The 14,248-nt window shown below is 70.5% G+C and carries 12 protein-coding genes and 2 pseudogenes; 5 read left to right on the top strand and 9 right to left on the bottom strand.

The window, feature by feature from the left end; translation table 11 throughout:
• From ABD858_RS01135 to ABD858_RS01120, 4 genes are all read right to left on the bottom strand, one after another.
• Positions 1-1,386: a cryptochrome/photolyase family protein gene (locus ABD858_RS01135; RefSeq protein WP_345033853.1), complete on the bottom strand. Its 1,386-nt coding sequence runs from the start codon at positions 1,384-1,386 to the stop codon at positions 1-3.
• A gap of 81 nt (positions 1,387-1,467) precedes the next feature.
• Positions 1,468-3,315, bottom strand: coding sequence for a DUF2867 domain-containing protein (locus ABD858_RS01130; protein WP_345033850.1), 1,848 nt, complete (start codon positions 3,313-3,315; stop codon positions 1,468-1,470).
• Positions 3,300-3,452, bottom strand: a complete 153-nt coding sequence (locus tag ABD858_RS01125; protein ID WP_345033849.1) for a hypothetical protein — start codon at positions 3,450-3,452, stop codon at positions 3,300-3,302. Before ABD858_RS01125 ends, ABD858_RS01130 begins: the two co-directional genes overlap by 16 nt.
• Positions 3,453-3,455: 3 nt before the next feature.
• Positions 3,456-3,731, bottom strand: coding sequence for a dihydrofolate reductase family protein (locus ABD858_RS01120; protein ID WP_345033848.1), 276 nt, complete (start codon positions 3,729-3,731; stop codon positions 3,456-3,458).
• A gap of 148 nt (positions 3,732-3,879) precedes the next feature.
• Here ABD858_RS01120 and ABD858_RS01115 point away from each other — a divergent pair, with 148 nt between their 5' ends.
• Positions 3,880-5,178 carry an alpha/beta fold hydrolase gene (locus tag ABD858_RS01115; protein WP_345033847.1) on the top strand — a complete coding sequence of 433 codons (1,299 nt, stop codon included), beginning with the start codon at positions 3,880-3,882 and terminating at the stop codon, positions 5,176-5,178.
• 23 nt (positions 5,179-5,201) lie between these two features.
• Here ABD858_RS01115 and ABD858_RS01110 read toward each other — a convergent pair whose 3' ends face one another.
• Complete coding sequence (locus ABD858_RS01110) at positions 5,202-5,402, bottom strand: DUF397 domain-containing protein (RefSeq protein WP_425586300.1); 201 nt, start codon at positions 5,400-5,402, stop codon at positions 5,202-5,204.
• Positions 5,403-5,506: 104 nt separating this feature from the next.
• On the opposite strand from ABD858_RS01110, the gene ABD858_RS01105 reads away from it, so the two are divergent.
• From ABD858_RS01105 to ABD858_RS01090, 4 genes are all read left to right on the top strand, one after another.
• On the top strand, positions 5,507-5,893 hold the full coding sequence (locus ABD858_RS01105; RefSeq protein WP_345033843.1) for a nuclear transport factor 2 family protein: 387 nt from the start codon (positions 5,507-5,509) through the stop codon (positions 5,891-5,893).
• 146 nt (positions 5,894-6,039) lie between these two features.
• Positions 6,040-6,774: a PIG-L deacetylase family protein gene (locus ABD858_RS01100; RefSeq protein WP_345033841.1), complete on the top strand. Its 735-nt coding sequence runs from the start codon at positions 6,040-6,042 to the stop codon at positions 6,772-6,774.
• A gap of 420 nt (positions 6,775-7,194) precedes the next feature.
• A complete protein-coding gene (locus ABD858_RS01095) occupies positions 7,195-7,389 on the top strand; it encodes a hypothetical protein (protein ID WP_345033839.1) in 195 nt (64 codons plus the stop codon).
• A 33-nt stretch (positions 7,390-7,422) separates the two neighbouring features.
• The gene (locus ABD858_RS01090; RefSeq protein WP_345033838.1) at positions 7,423-8,595 is read left to right on the top strand and encodes a winged helix DNA-binding domain-containing protein; all 1,173 of its coding nucleotides are present in this window, start codon (positions 7,423-7,425) and stop codon (positions 8,593-8,595) included.
• 386 nt (positions 8,596-8,981) lie between these two features.
• Here the strand turns inward: ABD858_RS01090 and ABD858_RS01085 are convergent.
• The 4 genes and pseudogenes from ABD858_RS01085 to ABD858_RS01070 form a co-directional block, all read right to left on the bottom strand.
• Positions 8,982-11,650, bottom strand: a pseudogene (locus ABD858_RS01085) (SpoIIE family protein phosphatase).
• Between the two features lie 266 nt (positions 11,651-11,916).
• A complete protein-coding gene (locus ABD858_RS01080; RefSeq protein ID WP_345033836.1) occupies positions 11,917-12,714 on the bottom strand; it encodes a VOC family protein in 798 nt (265 codons plus the stop codon).
• A 116-nt stretch (positions 12,715-12,830) separates the two neighbouring features.
• Positions 12,831-13,534: pseudogene (locus ABD858_RS01075) on the bottom strand (phosphodiester glycosidase family protein).
• A gap of 123 nt (positions 13,535-13,657) precedes the next feature.
• Positions 13,658-14,020, bottom strand: coding sequence for a DUF779 domain-containing protein (locus ABD858_RS01070; RefSeq protein WP_345033835.1), 363 nt, complete (start codon positions 14,018-14,020; stop codon positions 13,658-13,660).
• Between the last annotated feature and the right edge of the window lie 228 nt (positions 14,021-14,248).

Here is a 14,248-nt window from a genome sequence, read left to right as displayed (position 1 = left end):
TCAGTCGCGGCCGCGGGCCCGCTTGAAGCGGACGAGGCCGTCGGACAGGTCGACGACGGGGTCCGGATAGTCGTATGCGGCACGTTCCGGCCCCCGGAGTCTCCAGGGCTCGTGCACAACCGGCGCACGGAGACCCTCGAGCTCCGGCACCCAGCGACGGACGTACACACCGTCCGGGTCGTACCGCTTGCCCTGGACCACCGGGTTGAGTACCCGGTGGGGCCGCGTGTCCGTGCCCGTCCCCGCGACCCACTGCCAGTTCAGCTGGTTGTTGGCCACGTCGCCGTCGACCAGCAGGTCCAGGAAATGACGGGCGCCGACGCGCCAGTCCACGTACAGCGTCTTGGTGAGAAAGCTCGCCGTCAGCAGCCGTCCGCGGTTGTGCATCCAGCCCTCGTGCAGCAGCTGGCGCATGGCGGCGTCGACCACCGGATAGCCGGTGCGGCCCTCCTTCCAGGCGGCGATCTCCTCCGCGGCCGAGTCCTCCGACCGCCAGTGATCGTGCCGGGTGCGGTAGTCGGCCGTGGCTGCCGCGGGCCGGGCAGCCAGTACCTGGTGGTGGAAGTCCCGCCAGGCGAGCTGCCGTACGAAGGCATCGGCGCCGGGGCCGCCCGCGGCGCGCGCCCGGTGCACGAGTTCGACGGGGGAGAGAGTGCCGAAGTGCAGGTGCGGCGAGAGCCGGGAGGTGGCGTCTCCGGGCAGGTCGTCGTGGCGGTCCGCGTAGTCCGCGAGACTGCCGCGCAGCCAGATGGCGAGCCGCCTCCGTCCCTCCTTCTCCCCTCCCGTGCTCAGTCCCTCCGAGACGCCGGCGACGTCCTTGCGGGACGGAAGCCTTTCGGAGGAGACAGCGTCCGGGACCCGCACCGTCCGGGGTGCTCCGAGCACGTCGCGCAGGCGCTCCTGCGCCCAGCGGCGGAAGTACGGGGTGAAGACGGCGTAGTGGTCCGAGCCGCTCGGTGTGACGGCGCCCGGCGCGAGCGCGGTGATCACGGTGTCGTGGACGTGCAGGCGGCGGCCCTCGGATTCCAGGGCCCGCCGCAGCCGTTCCTCGCGACGTTGGGCGTATCCGCTGACCCCCGCCGCCATGTGCACCTCGTCGGCGTCCGATTCGACGACGATCCTGCACACCTGGTCGACGACGTCTCCGGAGCGGACGACGAGACGCCCGCCGCGTTCGCGTAGCCCCGCGTCGAGATCCGTCAGGCAGTCCGCGAGGAAGGCCTCCCGGTTGGGCGCCGGGAAGCCCGCGGCATGGATGCCGTCGTCGCGCACGAACAGCGGCACCACCTGCTCGGCGGAACCTAGCGCGGCCCGCAGTGGCGGATGGTCGTGCAGCCGCAGGTCGGAGGTGAACAGGACGACCGAGACATTGGCCGCGGTACTCATGGAGTCACTCCGGGACGGATCGAGGGCACAGAACGGTGCCGTGGTGTGTTTCGGCCGGCGGGCCCATGACGGATGCGCCCCTCACCGCGCCGGCTTCGACCGTTTCCCGCGAGCCGCCATGCCCTTGGCGGCGGCCTGCGCGATGTTCTGCGCCATGCCGCCGAACACGATGGCGTGGAAGGGCGAGACGCCCCACCAGTAGACGTGGCCCAGCAGTCCGTGCGGATGGAACAGGGCCCGTTGCCGGTAGCGTGCCCGGCCGTTGCCCTCGGCCTCGGCGTACATCTCCAGCCAGGCCAGGCCCGGCAGCCTCATCTCGGCGCGAAGCCGCAGCAGACGGCCCGGTTCGATCTCCTCGACCCGCCAGAAGTCCAGCGAGTCGCCGACCCTGAGCCGTTGCGCGTCGCGACGGCCGCGGCGCAGCCCCACTCCGCCCACCAGCCGGTCCAGCCAGCCGCGCACGGCCCATGCGAGCGGGAAGGAGTACCAGCCGTTGTCGCCGCCGATGCCCTCGATGACCCGCCACAGCGCTTCCGGGGCCGCGTCGACGGTCAGCTCGCGGTGGTCGGTGTAGAGGCTGCCGCCTGCCCAGTCGGGGTCGGTGGGCAGCGGGTCGCTGGGCGCGCCGGGCACCGAGGCCGACGACCAGCGGGTGCTGACCTGGGCTTCCCGGACCCGCTGGAGGGCCAGCGCCACCGCGGCGTCGAAAGTGGCCGGCCGCCCAGGAGGGTCGGGAACATACCGTGCGATGTCGTGCTCCCGGCAGACGACCTCGAGGCGCAGCGATTCGGTGAGCGGACGGGCGATCGAGGCAGGCACCGGGGTGACCAGCCCGACCCAGTGGCTGGAGAGCCTCGGCGTCAGTACCGGGACGGGCACGATCAGCCGACGCGGGAGTCCGGCGACCGCCGCGTACCGGTGCATCATCTCCTGGTAGGTCAGGACGTCCGGGCCGCCGATGTCGAAGGCACGGTTCACATCGTCGGGCATGCTCGCGCTGCCCACCAGATACCTCAGTACGTCCCGTACGGCGATCGGCTGGATCCGGGTGCGCACCCAGCTAGGGGTGATCATGACCGGCAGGCGTTCGGTGAGATAGCGCAGCATCTCGAAGGACGCCGAACCCGAACCGATGATGACCGCCGCCCGCAGCACCGTCGTCGGCACACCCGAGTCCAGCAGGATCCGCCCGACTTCCGCACGCGACCGCAGATGGGGCGACAGCCGCGCCTCGGGCACCCCCGCGGGTGTGAGCCCGCCCAGATAGACGATGCGCCGGACGCCGGCGGCACGGGCCTGCTCGCCGAAGACCCGTGCCGCCGTCCGGTCGGTCTCCTCGAAGCCGCGTCCGGTGCCGAGGGCATGCACCAGGTAGTACGCGACGTCCATCCCGCGCATTGCCTCACCCAGCGACTCCGGATCGGTCACATCGCCCCTCACGACCTCGGTGCTGCCCGCCCACGGATGGTCCCGCAGCTTGCCGGGGGAGCGGGCCAGACAGCGGACCCTGTGGCCCTCGGCGAGCAGTTCGGGCACCAGCCGGCCCCCGACGTAGCCGGTAGCGCCGGTCACCAGACAGCTCAGGCCGCGCGGGGCGTCATCGCGCCTCATGAAGCCGCCTCCCTCCGTCGTCGCGTTCGCCGTCACGTCGTCACCTGCTTCTGCTCCATCGTCCCCGGTGGATGCGGACACCGGCCACCGCGAGGGGCCGGCCCGCGGCCGGCTGCTCGGACCACCTCGCGGGGATCGTTCCGGGGAGGAAGCCCCGGTACGCCCGTAGCGGAGGAGGACGACGCCGTTGCCGAAGGCCCGGATCTCGGCGAGCCGGAGACCGGTCCTGGCGTCCGATGCCCCGAACAGCGGTCCGCCTTGCCCGATGAGGACCGGATGGACGTAGAGGCGGTACTCGTCGATCAGGTCGTGCCGCATGAAGGCGCGCCGAGGCCGGCGCCACCGAGCGCCAGATCCCCGCCCGGCTGTGCCTTGAGTGCCGTGATCTCCTCGACGACGACGTCCCGCATCACGGTGGTGTTCCAGCCGGCCCGCTCCAGATTACTGGAGCACACGATCTAGGGCATATCCCGCCAAATAAGGGCGAACTCTGCCACGGGTGCGCTGCTCGACGGATCGGAGTCGGCGGTCGGCCAGAACCCGGCCATGAGCTCATAGGTGATGCGCCCGTCCAGAAGGGCGCCCATCGCCCCGACCTGCTCGTTGAAGTGGCTGTGCAGCTCGTCGTCGACCATGTGCCGGTCGAGCTCGCCGCCCGGTCCCGCGATGCAGCCGTCGAGGGACACCGGCATCATCAGGACGATCTTCCTCGTCGTGGTCCCTTCCGGCGCCATCGGAAGCCGGGCTCCACCGGCCGGATCGTGCCCTTGTGCCGGGGCCGGGTCAAGGTCCACTCGGGTGGGTGCGCCGACCGGACCGTCGGGCCGGTGTGCTGAACTGTCCGGAGTCTCCACAAGAGCGCGCGAAAGAACAGGAACACCGTTGAGCAGCTACCGTCAGCCGGGCACCGTCCTCACCGACCACCGTTTCACCGTCCCGCTCGACCACTCCGACCCCTCGGGTGAGCGGATCGAGCTCTACGCCCGTGAGGTCGTCGCAGGCGCCAAGGCCGGTGCCGATCTGCCCTGGCTGGTGTATCTGGAGGGCGGCCCCGGCTGCGGCGCACGGCGCTTCGTCGGCAAGCAGGCCTGGCTGGGGCGCGCCCTTCAGGACTACCGGGTGCTGCTGCTGGACCAGCGTGGCACCGGCCTCTCCACCCCCGCCAACCGGCAGACCCTGGCGCTGCGCGGCGGTCCGCAGGAGCAGGCCGACTACCTCGCGCACTTCCGTGCAGACAGCATCGTCCGCGACTGCGAGCTCATCCGGAAGCAGCTGACCGGCGGCGCCCCCTGGACCGTACTCGGCCAGAGCTTCGGCGGCTTCTGCGCCACCCACTATCTGTCCACGGCTCCCGAGGGTCTGCACACCGTCCTGATCACCGGCGGCCTGCCCTCGCTCGACGCGAGCGCCGAGGACGTCTACCGCGCCGCGTATCCGCGCATCGAGCGCAAGAACGCCGCCCACTACGCCCGGTACCCGCAGGACGTCGAGCGCGCCCGCCGTATCGCCGAGCACCTGGCCGAGCACCGGCCCGTGCTGCCCAGCGGTTACACGCTGACCCCGCAGGCGTTCCAGTCCCTCGGGCTCATGCTGGGCACGGGCGACGGCAGCCACCAGCTGCACTACCTGCTGGAGAACGCCTTCGTCCGTACGCCCGCCGGCCATGTGCTGTCCGACACCTTCCAGGAAGCGGTGCACGCCGCGCTCTCCTTCGCGGCTCGCCCCCTCTACGCGGTCCTGCACGAGCCGATCTACGCCCAGGGCACGCGGCCCACCGCTTGGGCCGCCGACCGGGTACGCGACGAATTCCCGCAGTTCGACGCCGGCAAGGCGCTCGCCGCGGACGCTCCGCTGCTGTTCACCGGTGAGACCATCCACCCCTGGCACTTTGAGACCGACCCGGCGCTGCGCCCGCTGCGCCGGACCGCCGAGCTCCTCGCCGCCCGTACCGACTGGTCCCCGCTGTACGACGCGAACCGGCTCGCCGCCAACGAGGTTCCGGTCGCTGCCGCCGTGTACCACGACGACATGTACGTCGAGACCGCGCACTCGCTGCAGACGGCACGCACCATCCGCGGTCTGCGCACCTGGGTCACCGACGAGTACGAGCACGACGGCCTGCGGGCGAGCGGCGGCCGCGTGCTGGACCGGCTGCTCGCGCTGGTACGCGACGAGGCGTGAGCGCGGCGCGGGCGGACGGAGGGTCAGCGCTCCGAGGCGTACGACACGAAGTCCGCCCACGCACGCGGCGCGAACGCGAGCTGTGGGCCCTCCTTGTCCTTGGAGTCGCGGACGTGCACGGTGCCGGGGGTGGCTGCGGTCTCGACATGCGACACCTGCGACCGCGCCTTCCGCGCCCCGGAACCAGGGCACTGCCGTGACTGTGCACCCGCGACGGGGACCATGAATGCCGCCTGATGCGCGGCGAAGTCCGAATCGGAGATCAAGCTGTGCTCTCGGGCGGAAACTCGGTTGCGAAGAGCTTGAGCACCGTGGCGAAGATGCCTGCATGAGCCGAGAGACGGACGAGGTGCGCGAAGCGATCGCATGCGAGCTGCGTCTGATGGACCCCGGTGTGCGTACGTCACGCACGCTTGCCCGGCAGCTGCTGGACCCGTCCTTTGTAGAGGTCGGCGCTTCGGGTCGGCGGTGGACATATGAGGAGATGCTTGCCGAGCTGCCCGAGATGGACGGCTCGGAAGAAAGCAGTCCGCGCTATGAGCCCTCAAAATTCACGGGCGTCCTGCTGGCACCCGGGCTGGTGCATCTCACCTACGAGACCACGATCGGTGGGAACCGGGCACGGCGGAGTTCGCTCTGGCGTAAGCAGGATCCAGGCTCGACATGGCGGATGTACTACCACCAGGCCACACCCATCCCGCCCGAGGACCTGTAACGGTGGGAGACCCTTCAGAGGGTCGCTCCAGCGCTTGCCCGTCGGGTCCTGGCGGGCGGTGCACCGCGAGACGCGCCGACTCCGGTGTGCATCACGCATGCATTGGTGTGGGCGAGGCTCGCCACCCCAACCGTATTCTGCGGGGCATGACGAACGATCAGCTCGAGACCATGCCCTCAGACTGGCAGCGCGCCCTCGCTGTGGTGGCCCACCCCGACGACCTCGAGTACGGCTGCGCCGCGGCCGTGGCCGCATGGACCGACGCCGGCAAAGAGGTGGCGTACGTCCTCGCCACCCGCGGGGAGGCGGGCATAGACGGGCTCGCCCCCGCCACGTGCGGGCCGCTGCGCGAGCAGGAGCAGCGGGCGAGCGCCGCCGTCGTCGGGGTGGACACGGTCGAGTTCCTGGACCACAAGGACGGCGTGATCGAGTACGGCATCGCGCTGCGCCGCGACATCGCGGCGGCGATCCGCCGGCACCGCCCGGAACTGGTCATCACCCTCAACCACCGCGACACCTGGGGCAATACGTTCTGGAACACCCCCGACCACCGCGCGGTCGGCCGGGCGACCCTGGACGCGGCGGCGGACGCCGGAAACCGCTGGATCTTCCCCGAGCTCACCGAGCAAGGCCTCGAGCCGTGGAACGGTGTGCGCTGGGTGGCCGTCGCGGGCTCCACCTCGCCCACGCACGCGGTGGACGCGGGACCCGGGTTCGAGCGTTCGGTGCGGTCTCTGCTGGAGCACCAGGCCTATATCAAGGGGTTGACCGACGAGGACCCCGAGGCGTATGTCCGCACCTTCCTGGAGGCCAACGTTCAGCGTTCCGCGGACCGCTTCGGCGGCCGTCCGGCGGTCGCCTTCGAGGTGTTCTCCCGCTGATCCGGTGAGCCCCGTCCGGCCGGCGCCGTCTCTCTGCCGCCGACACGCTGAGGGGCGTGCCGGCGTACTGTTCGGACCTGAGCCGATGAGCACGCAGCGAGCCAAGTCTGCCCAGATCGCCCTGGGTTCGCCCGGCCATCATCGCGATACGCTGTCCGCCCTGGTCGACCTGCCCGCACCCCGACAGCGGAGTTCACAGGGGGCACCCCTCGACGCCCGCGAAGCGGCATCGCGCACCGGCCGCGTCGGCTGATTCAGCAGCTGGGACGCCCCTGAGCGCCGGGCGTGCCGCACAGGCTCTCGCCCCTCACAGGGAGTCAACACCCGAACGGCGGATACGCCATGCGCCCGTATGGCCTCCCTCCTCCGCCACACTGGCGGCCGAAAGCCGCGGATCGTTCGCGGCGGAGGAGGCTGGACATGGCCATTTCGATTTCACTTACGCTGCTGCTTCTCGTTCTTGCGTGGATCTACGTGCGCAACGGCGGCCTCAAAATCTCGCACGCGTTCGTGTGCGCGATGCTCGGCTTCGCTCTCTCCGGTACGAGCATGGGGCCGACCATCCAGCAAGGGGTGGCGACCACCGCCGACGTGGTCGGCAAGCTCACTCCCTGACCGGTTGTCAGTGGGGCATGGCACCATCCCCGCATGACTCCTTCGCGACCCCGCATCACCCCGGCCCAGCGGCGCGCCCTGCTCGGCACCCGCCATCTGCTCGCCCCGGCGGCCCGGGCCGCGCGGCCCGAGGAGGTCGCCGAGGCGCTGACGGGACTGCATGCCAGCGACCCCGCCACCGTCTATCTGGCGGTCGCCGCGCGCATGGCCGAGCCCACGGTCGCGGCGCTGGACCACTCGCTGTACGAAGAGCGGTCGTTGGTGAGGATGCTGTGCATGCGGCGGACCATGTTCGTCGTCCCCATCGGAGTGGCCCCGGTGATCGAGGCCTCCGTGGCCCGTGCCGTCGCGATACGTGAGCGTACGAACCTGCTGAAGCACCTCCGTCACTCGGGCGGCTTCGACGAGGCCTGGCTGAAGGACGCCGAGGAGGCCACGCTGGCCGCTCTGGCGCGGCGGGGGGAGGCCACCGCGGCAGAACTCGCCGATGACGTACCGGTATTGCGCGAGCGCATCACGCTGAGCCCTGGCAAGCCGTACGAGACCACCCAGCGAGTCTCCAGCCGGGTCGTCGGCGTGCTGGGCGCGCAGGGCAGGATCCGGAGGTCCCGCCCGCTCGGCACCTGGGCCTCCAGCCAATTCCGCTGGACCCTCGCCGAACCACACCCCGAACTCCCCGCCGGCCCGGCCAGGGCGGAGCTCGCCCGCCGCTATCTCTCCGCGTTCGGGCCCGCCGCCACCGAGGACCTCAAGTGGTGGACCGGGTGGACGGTGACCGACACCCGCAAGGCGCTGGCCGCGGCCGGGGCGGTGGACGTCCACCTCGACGAGGGCCCCGGCCACGCACTGCCGGAACACCTTGAGGAACTCCCGGCCGGCACCGAGCCCTGGGCCGCGCTGCTGCCGGGACTCGACCCGACCGCCATGGGCTGGCGCCATCGCGACTGGTATCTCGACCCGGGCCACAAGGAAGCCCTGTTCGACCGCACCGGAAACATCGGCCCCACGGTCTGGTGGAACGGTCGGATCATCGGAGCCTGGGCCCAGCGCGAGGACGGTGAGATCGTGTGGAAGCTGCTCCAGGATGCGGGGACCGAGGCCCGTGCGGCGATCGAGTCCGAGGCCGCCCGGCTGTCCCGGTTCCTCGGGGACGTACGGGTCACACCGAGTTTCCGCACCCCGCTCGAACGGCAGCTGGCCGCCTGAGGTGAGGTGCCGGCCGGGCTCCGGGAGTACTCGACGTGAACGGTCCGGGCACCTTCACCCGCGGCCTCTCCGCCGGCCCGGCACCGCGCTTGAGGATCTCCCGCTCGCGGTCGGTCAGCCGGACATGGCCGGCACGCTCTGCTGCGCGTCGTGGCGCGGCTCGCTCAGGACGAAGGTTCGATCAGGCGGGCCGTCAGCCCGAAGACCGGACGCGCTCAGGGGCAGCACTCCGAACCGCTGAGCGGCGCGCACGAGGCGTGCCGTCGCTCGATGCCGTCGAGGGCGGGTATTCGGATGCCCATCACGCGGACGTCCGGGCCAAGATGGTGCGCCGCTGCGACGGCGGCGGCCCCGTCGGGTGCTCACGGTCGTCGGGAGGGACGCGGTCAGAGCCCGTCGATGTTGAGGAAGTCGGGGAGTTCGGCCTCCGCACCTCTCGTGGAACCCGGCAGCGGTTGCTCGGCCCAGATGACCTTGCCGTCGGGTGTGTACCGGGTACCCCACCGCTGCGCGATCTGCGCCACCAGGAACAGTCCCCGGCCTCCCTCGTCCGTCGTCGCCGCGTACCGCAAATGAGGTGCGGTACTGCTGCCGTCCGACACCTCACAGGTCAGGCTGCGGTCGCGGATCAGACGCACCCGGATCGGCGCGGAACCGTGGCGCACGGCATTGGTGACCAGCTCGCTCAGCACCAGCTCCGTGCCGAAGGCGAGAGCGCTCATGCCCCACTCGTCCAACTTCTCCATGGCGGCGGCGCGCATCGCTGCGACCGAGCTCGGATCGAACGGCACGTCCCAGTCGGCAACGCTGTCCCGGCTGAGCACCCGGGTGCGGGCGATCAGCAGTGCCACATCGTCCCGCGGGCGGGCCGGCAGAAGGGCGTCGAGGACGGCCCGGCAGCTTTCGAGCGGCGGGCGGTCGGGATGGGCGAGGGCCCGGCGGAGCAGCTCGATCCCCTCCTCGATGTCACGGCTGCGCTCTTCGACCAGACCGTCCGTGTAGAACACGAGCTGGCTGCCCTCGGACGGCTCCAGTTCGGCGGTCTCGAACGGCATCCCGCCCAGCCCAAGGGGTGGCCCAGCCGGCAGCTCCACGAATTCCACCGTGCCGTCGGGGTGGACCAGCGCGGGTGGCAGGTGTCCCGCCCGGGCCATCACGCACCGCCGGGAGACCGGATCGTAGACCGCGTACAGACAGGTGGCGCCAGCATCGCGCCGCCGGATTCGTCCTGATCACGCCCGACGAGGTCGTCGAGACGGGCGAGGAGTTCGTCGGGCGGCAGGTCGAGCGAGGAGAAGTTGTGCACCGCCGTGCGCAGACGTCCCATCGTGGCGGCCGCGTGCAGTCCATGCCCCACGACATCGCCGACGACCAGGGCGACACGGCAGCCGGAGAGAGGGATCACATCGAACCAGTCGCCGCCGACGCCGGACTTTGCGGGCAGATAGTAGTGGGCCACTTCCACGGCGCTCTGGTCGGGCAGTGCGCGGGGCAGCAGACTGCGCTGCAGGGTGACGGCCAAGGCGTGCTCGCGGGTGAAGCGACGGGCGTTGTCGATACTGACGGCGGCGCGGGCGACCAGCTCCTCGGCCAGCGACAGGTCCTCCTCGTCGAACGGCTCCGGCTTCTCCGAGCGCCAGAAATTGACCAGCCCGAGGACCGCGCCGCGAGCTTGGAGGGGGGCCGTGATGAGCGAGTGGATGCCGTACTCGACGATGCTCCGTGTCAGCAGAGGGTCCTGGGCCAGCCATCCCAGCGCTTTGGACAGATCGGGCACCAGCTGCGCCCGGCCGCTGTCGAAACCGTGTGCCTGCGGGGTGGAGGGCGCGAAGTGGATCGAGGTGTCGAGAGGATACAGCGGGTGCTCGTCGCGGATGCCGCTCACGGCGGTACGGCGCAGGTCCGCGCCGGGACCGCTCGGCTCGTCGCCCCGGAGCACGGGGGTCGCCAGGTCGACGGTGACGAAATCCGCGAAGCGTGGCACCGCCACTTCTGCCAGTTCCCTGGACGTCTGCACCACGTCCAGGGTGGTGCCGATACTCACGCCCGCGTCGTACAACAGCTTGAGGCGCTTGCGTGCCGCTTCCGCGCGACTGGTCAGCACGTTCAGTTCCGTGGAGTCACGGAGGGTGGTCACGGTGCCGTCAGGGCCGCCATGGGGGGTGGTGGGGCGCTGGTTCACCACCAGCAGCCGGTCACCGGCCGGATGGACCTCGTCCGTGGCCACTCGGCCGGACAGCAGCAGTTCGGCGAGGCCGCGGTCGATTTCGGGCAACTGGTCGATCTGCCGCCCCTCGGCGTCGCTGGGCAGTTGCAGCAGATGCCGGGCTTCGTCGTTCGCCAGCAGCAGCCGCTGGTCCTCGCCGCCGATGATCAGCACGCCCTCGCGGACAGCGTGCAGCACCGCATCGTGGTGCTCGTACATCCTGGTCATCTCGGCCGGGCCGAGGCCGTGGGTCTGCCTCCGCAGCCGCCGGGTGACCAGCGCCGTGCCCGCGGTGGCCACACCGAGCGCGGCAGCGCTGACCCCCAGGATGACGGGCAGTTGTCGTTCGACCACTCCGGTGACGTTCCGTACCTTGAGACCGGCCGACACGAGGCCGACCACCCGCCCGTCGGAGGCCTTGACGGGGACGATGGCCTGTACCTCCTTGCCGAGCGGCCCCTGGACGCTCTCGGTGTGGACACGACCGGCGAGCGAAGGCCCGATGGTGCCCACGAACCGTTTGCCGATCAGTTCCGGCTTGGGGTGCGAATAGCGGATCCCCTTCGTGTTCATCACCACGATGAAGTCGACGTCGGCGTCTTTCCGGGTCTCCTCGGCGAGCGGCTGAAGGATCTTCGAAGGGTTCGGGGACTTCAGCGCCTGCTGGAGTCCGAGTGAGTGTGCGAAAGTCTGCGCGACGGCGATCGACCGGGTCCGGGCCTCACGGTCGATGTCGTGCCGGGACTGCAACACCAGCGCCAGCACCGCACCAGCGGCGAGCAGCACCACGATCGCCACCTGCAGAACGAAGACCTGCTCGGCGACGCTGCGTGGGCGCCTTTTGGTCAATGACCACTCCGACGTACCCGGCACGGATGGGGACGATTGATCACATTCACATTTGTAACACCGAAGGACTCCGGGGGCGTCGCGTCATGGTCACCGAGCCGATACGTCACCTGTCCGGATCCCTGTGCGTCTCGGAGTCGGCCCATCGAGGCGGCAGCCGATAGTCCGTGGCCTTGCGTGTTCAACGGCATGGTGGCGGTGCGCGACCGAGACCGACCACGAGGACGGGGCGTGCCCGGGGCCGGTCCGGCCCCGGGCGGCGACCGTCACATGAACTCGGGCACCTCGCCCGCCGTCGTCTTCGGGTCGATCACGGCGAATGCCGCACCCTGCGGGTCGACCACCGCCGCGAACCGGCCGAACGGGCTGTCCATCGGGCCGAACACCAGCTTTCCGCCGAGTTTGGTGGACTTCTCCACGGCGATGTCGCAGTTGTCGACCGTGAAGTAGACCTGGATGTACGGCGGGATCTCGGGCGGGAATTCGCCGGTCATCGGCATCCGGCCCATGACCGACTCCCCGCCGATGTGGAAGGTCTTGTAGTCCATCTGCTCGTCCGCCATCTTCTTCGCGGTGTACGGGAAGACGGCGGGGAAGAATGCGTCCGTCTTCGCGACATCGCGGGTGAAGACCTCGGCCCAGGCGAACGAGCCGGTCTCGCCCTGCTTCTCGAAGCCCTTGTGGGTGCCTGCCTGCCACACGCCGAAGAGGACACCGCTGGGGTCGCGGCCGATCACCATGGTGCCGAAGTCGCCGATCTGCATCGGCCCCATCACCACCTCGCCGCCGTTGTCGCGGATCTTCCCGGCGGCGGCGGCCGCGTCCGGCGACGCGAGGTAGAGCATCCAGGCCGACGGGGCTTCCTGGCCCTCCGGGCCGGGCATCGGCGGCACGACCGCGGCGACGGCCTTGCCGCCCGAGTAGGCCTGCGTGTAGTTGCCGAACTCCGATGCGGCCTCGCCGAAGGTCCAGCCGAGCACTTCACCGTAGAAGTGCTTCGCGCCCTCCACGTCCTTGAACATCGCATCGACCCAGCACGGGGTGCCCTCTGGTAGTGCTGCCATGGCCTTGCTCTCCTCTGAGGGGGAAATGTACGGCTTGCCACGCTAGTCACGGAACCGCCCCTCCGCGCGACAAAGGAATCGAACATATGGTCAATTCTTTTTGGGGCTTTTCGTCTTCAGCCCCAGGAGAACACGCCGATCCCATTGGGCACAGCACGCTCGGCTCCGCCGGAGGGATGGTTGACGACACCGAGCGCGGTAACGCCCGGGAGACGGGCCACCAGAGTGGACGACCCTCCGCCGTCCAGACTGAACGCATCGCGTGACCCGAGGCTCCGCATCACCTGCGCCAGCTCGGCGAGCGTCAGACCGGTGCGGTACGCCGGACCGCCGTCCAACGCGAGCAGCAGCCGTCGGCCGCCGTTCGCGATGCCCACCCCGATCACGTCCCGCGTGATCGTCCTCGGCGGGAGCGCCGGCCCGAAGCGCCGGCCGTCCGGGACGGCCGCCTTCAGGACACGCCCGCCCGCGATCGCCGGGCCCACCGGGGCACCGGTCGCCTTGATGCCCGGGTGCTGGGTCTCCGTGATGTTGAAGAAGTCGCCGTCGACGGCGCCCACGGCGCCCCTCGCACGGGCCATCGCGGACACCCGGGCCCTGGCCCCGACCGCGCCCGGGTACAGCAGATCCACCGACACCTTCGGGTTGCGCAGATCGACCGAGAGCAGATGCCCGTGTGCCCGTCCCAGGGACGCCGCGATGTCGAATTCCCGGTACTCCACGCCCGGCGCGGTGCGCAGCGGTACGCTGAGACGGAGCCCGGTCTCCGCGCCGTCGGCCGGCGCGCTCCCGCGAGCCCCGCACCGGCCAGCGCGCACATGGCCGTCAGTACCGTCAGTGCCGCACGTACCCGATTGCCGCCACGCTTCACGGTCCCCCTAGCGTCTCCCCAACTCTCCCAGCGCGGCAGGGAACTTCACCAGAGCGCGCGGCGGCCGGACGGTCACTGCTCGCCGAGCAGCCGGGAACGGATCAGGAAACGCACCCCCTCGGGGGCCTCCAGGGAGAAACCGCTGCCGCGGCCTTCCACCACATCGACGGTCAGCCGCGTGTGGCACCACACCTCGTACTGGCTCGCCGAGATCCAGAAGGGCACCGGCTCCTCGACACCCTCGACGGTCAGGGACTCTAACAAGACGTCAGATCCGCCGGTGCGGAACTCGCCGTCCGGATAGCACATCGGGGCGCTGCCGTCGCAGCAGCCGCCCGACTGGTGGAACATCAGCGGCCCGTGAGCCTCCCGCAGCCGCCGCACCAGACCGGCGGCCGCAGGGGTCAGCTCCACGCGCGGTACACGCTGCGTCACTATGCCTCCCGGAAGCCGAGTTTCTCGGAGGAGCGGCTGACCGGCAGTCTCTTCGTCTCGTGTTCGTACACGTGTCGCCCCTCTCCAGGCCGGCGAAACAAATGTGGTCCCCCGGGCCGCCCGCGATCCGGCCCGGACCAGTGACTCAGCCAACTCCCTGTGAGGTTGCGAGGGGGTTGCGAGCGCACAGAGCTCAGCCGCCGCGCGACTGAAACCAGGTGTCGTGAC

Origin of the sequence: Streptomyces sannanensis, from assembly GCF_039536205.1 — a bacterium.
GTDB lineage: Bacteria > Actinomycetota > Actinomycetes > Streptomycetales > Streptomycetaceae > Streptomyces > Streptomyces sannanensis.
The sequence above is the reverse complement of the archived record's forward strand: the minus strand, read 5'-3'. Positions and strand labels throughout refer to the sequence as shown.

What these genes read in the sequence shown, in the direction of transcription:
- ABD858_RS01090 (WP_345033838.1), top strand. Translation starts at nt 7,423, where the DNA reads ATGACTCCTTCGCGACCCCGCATCACCCCGGCCCAGCGGCGCGCCCTG.
- ABD858_RS01110 (WP_425586300.1), bottom strand. Translation starts at nt 5,402, where the DNA reads ATGGTCCCCGTCGCGGGTGCACAGTCACGGCAGTGCCCTGGTTCCGGG.
- ABD858_RS01080 (WP_345033836.1), bottom strand. Translation starts at nt 12,714, where the DNA reads ATGGCAGCACTACCAGAGGGCACCCCGTGCTGGGTCGATGCGATGTTC.
- ABD858_RS01100 (WP_345033841.1), top strand. Translation starts at nt 6,040, where the DNA reads ATGACGAACGATCAGCTCGAGACCATGCCCTCAGACTGGCAGCGCGCC.
- ABD858_RS01095 (WP_345033839.1), top strand. Translation starts at nt 7,195, where the DNA reads ATGGCCATTTCGATTTCACTTACGCTGCTGCTTCTCGTTCTTGCGTGG.
- ABD858_RS01130 (WP_345033850.1), bottom strand. Translation starts at nt 3,315, where the DNA reads ATGCGGCACGACCTGATCGACGAGTACCGCCTCTACGTCCATCCGGTC.
- ABD858_RS01105 (WP_345033843.1), top strand. Translation starts at nt 5,507, where the DNA reads ATGAGCCGAGAGACGGACGAGGTGCGCGAAGCGATCGCATGCGAGCTG.
- ABD858_RS01120 (WP_345033848.1), bottom strand. Translation starts at nt 3,731, where the DNA reads ATGGCGCCGGAAGGGACCACGACGAGGAAGATCGTCCTGATGATGCCG.
- ABD858_RS01135 (WP_345033853.1), bottom strand. Translation starts at nt 1,386, where the DNA reads ATGAGTACCGCGGCCAATGTCTCGGTCGTCCTGTTCACCTCCGACCTG.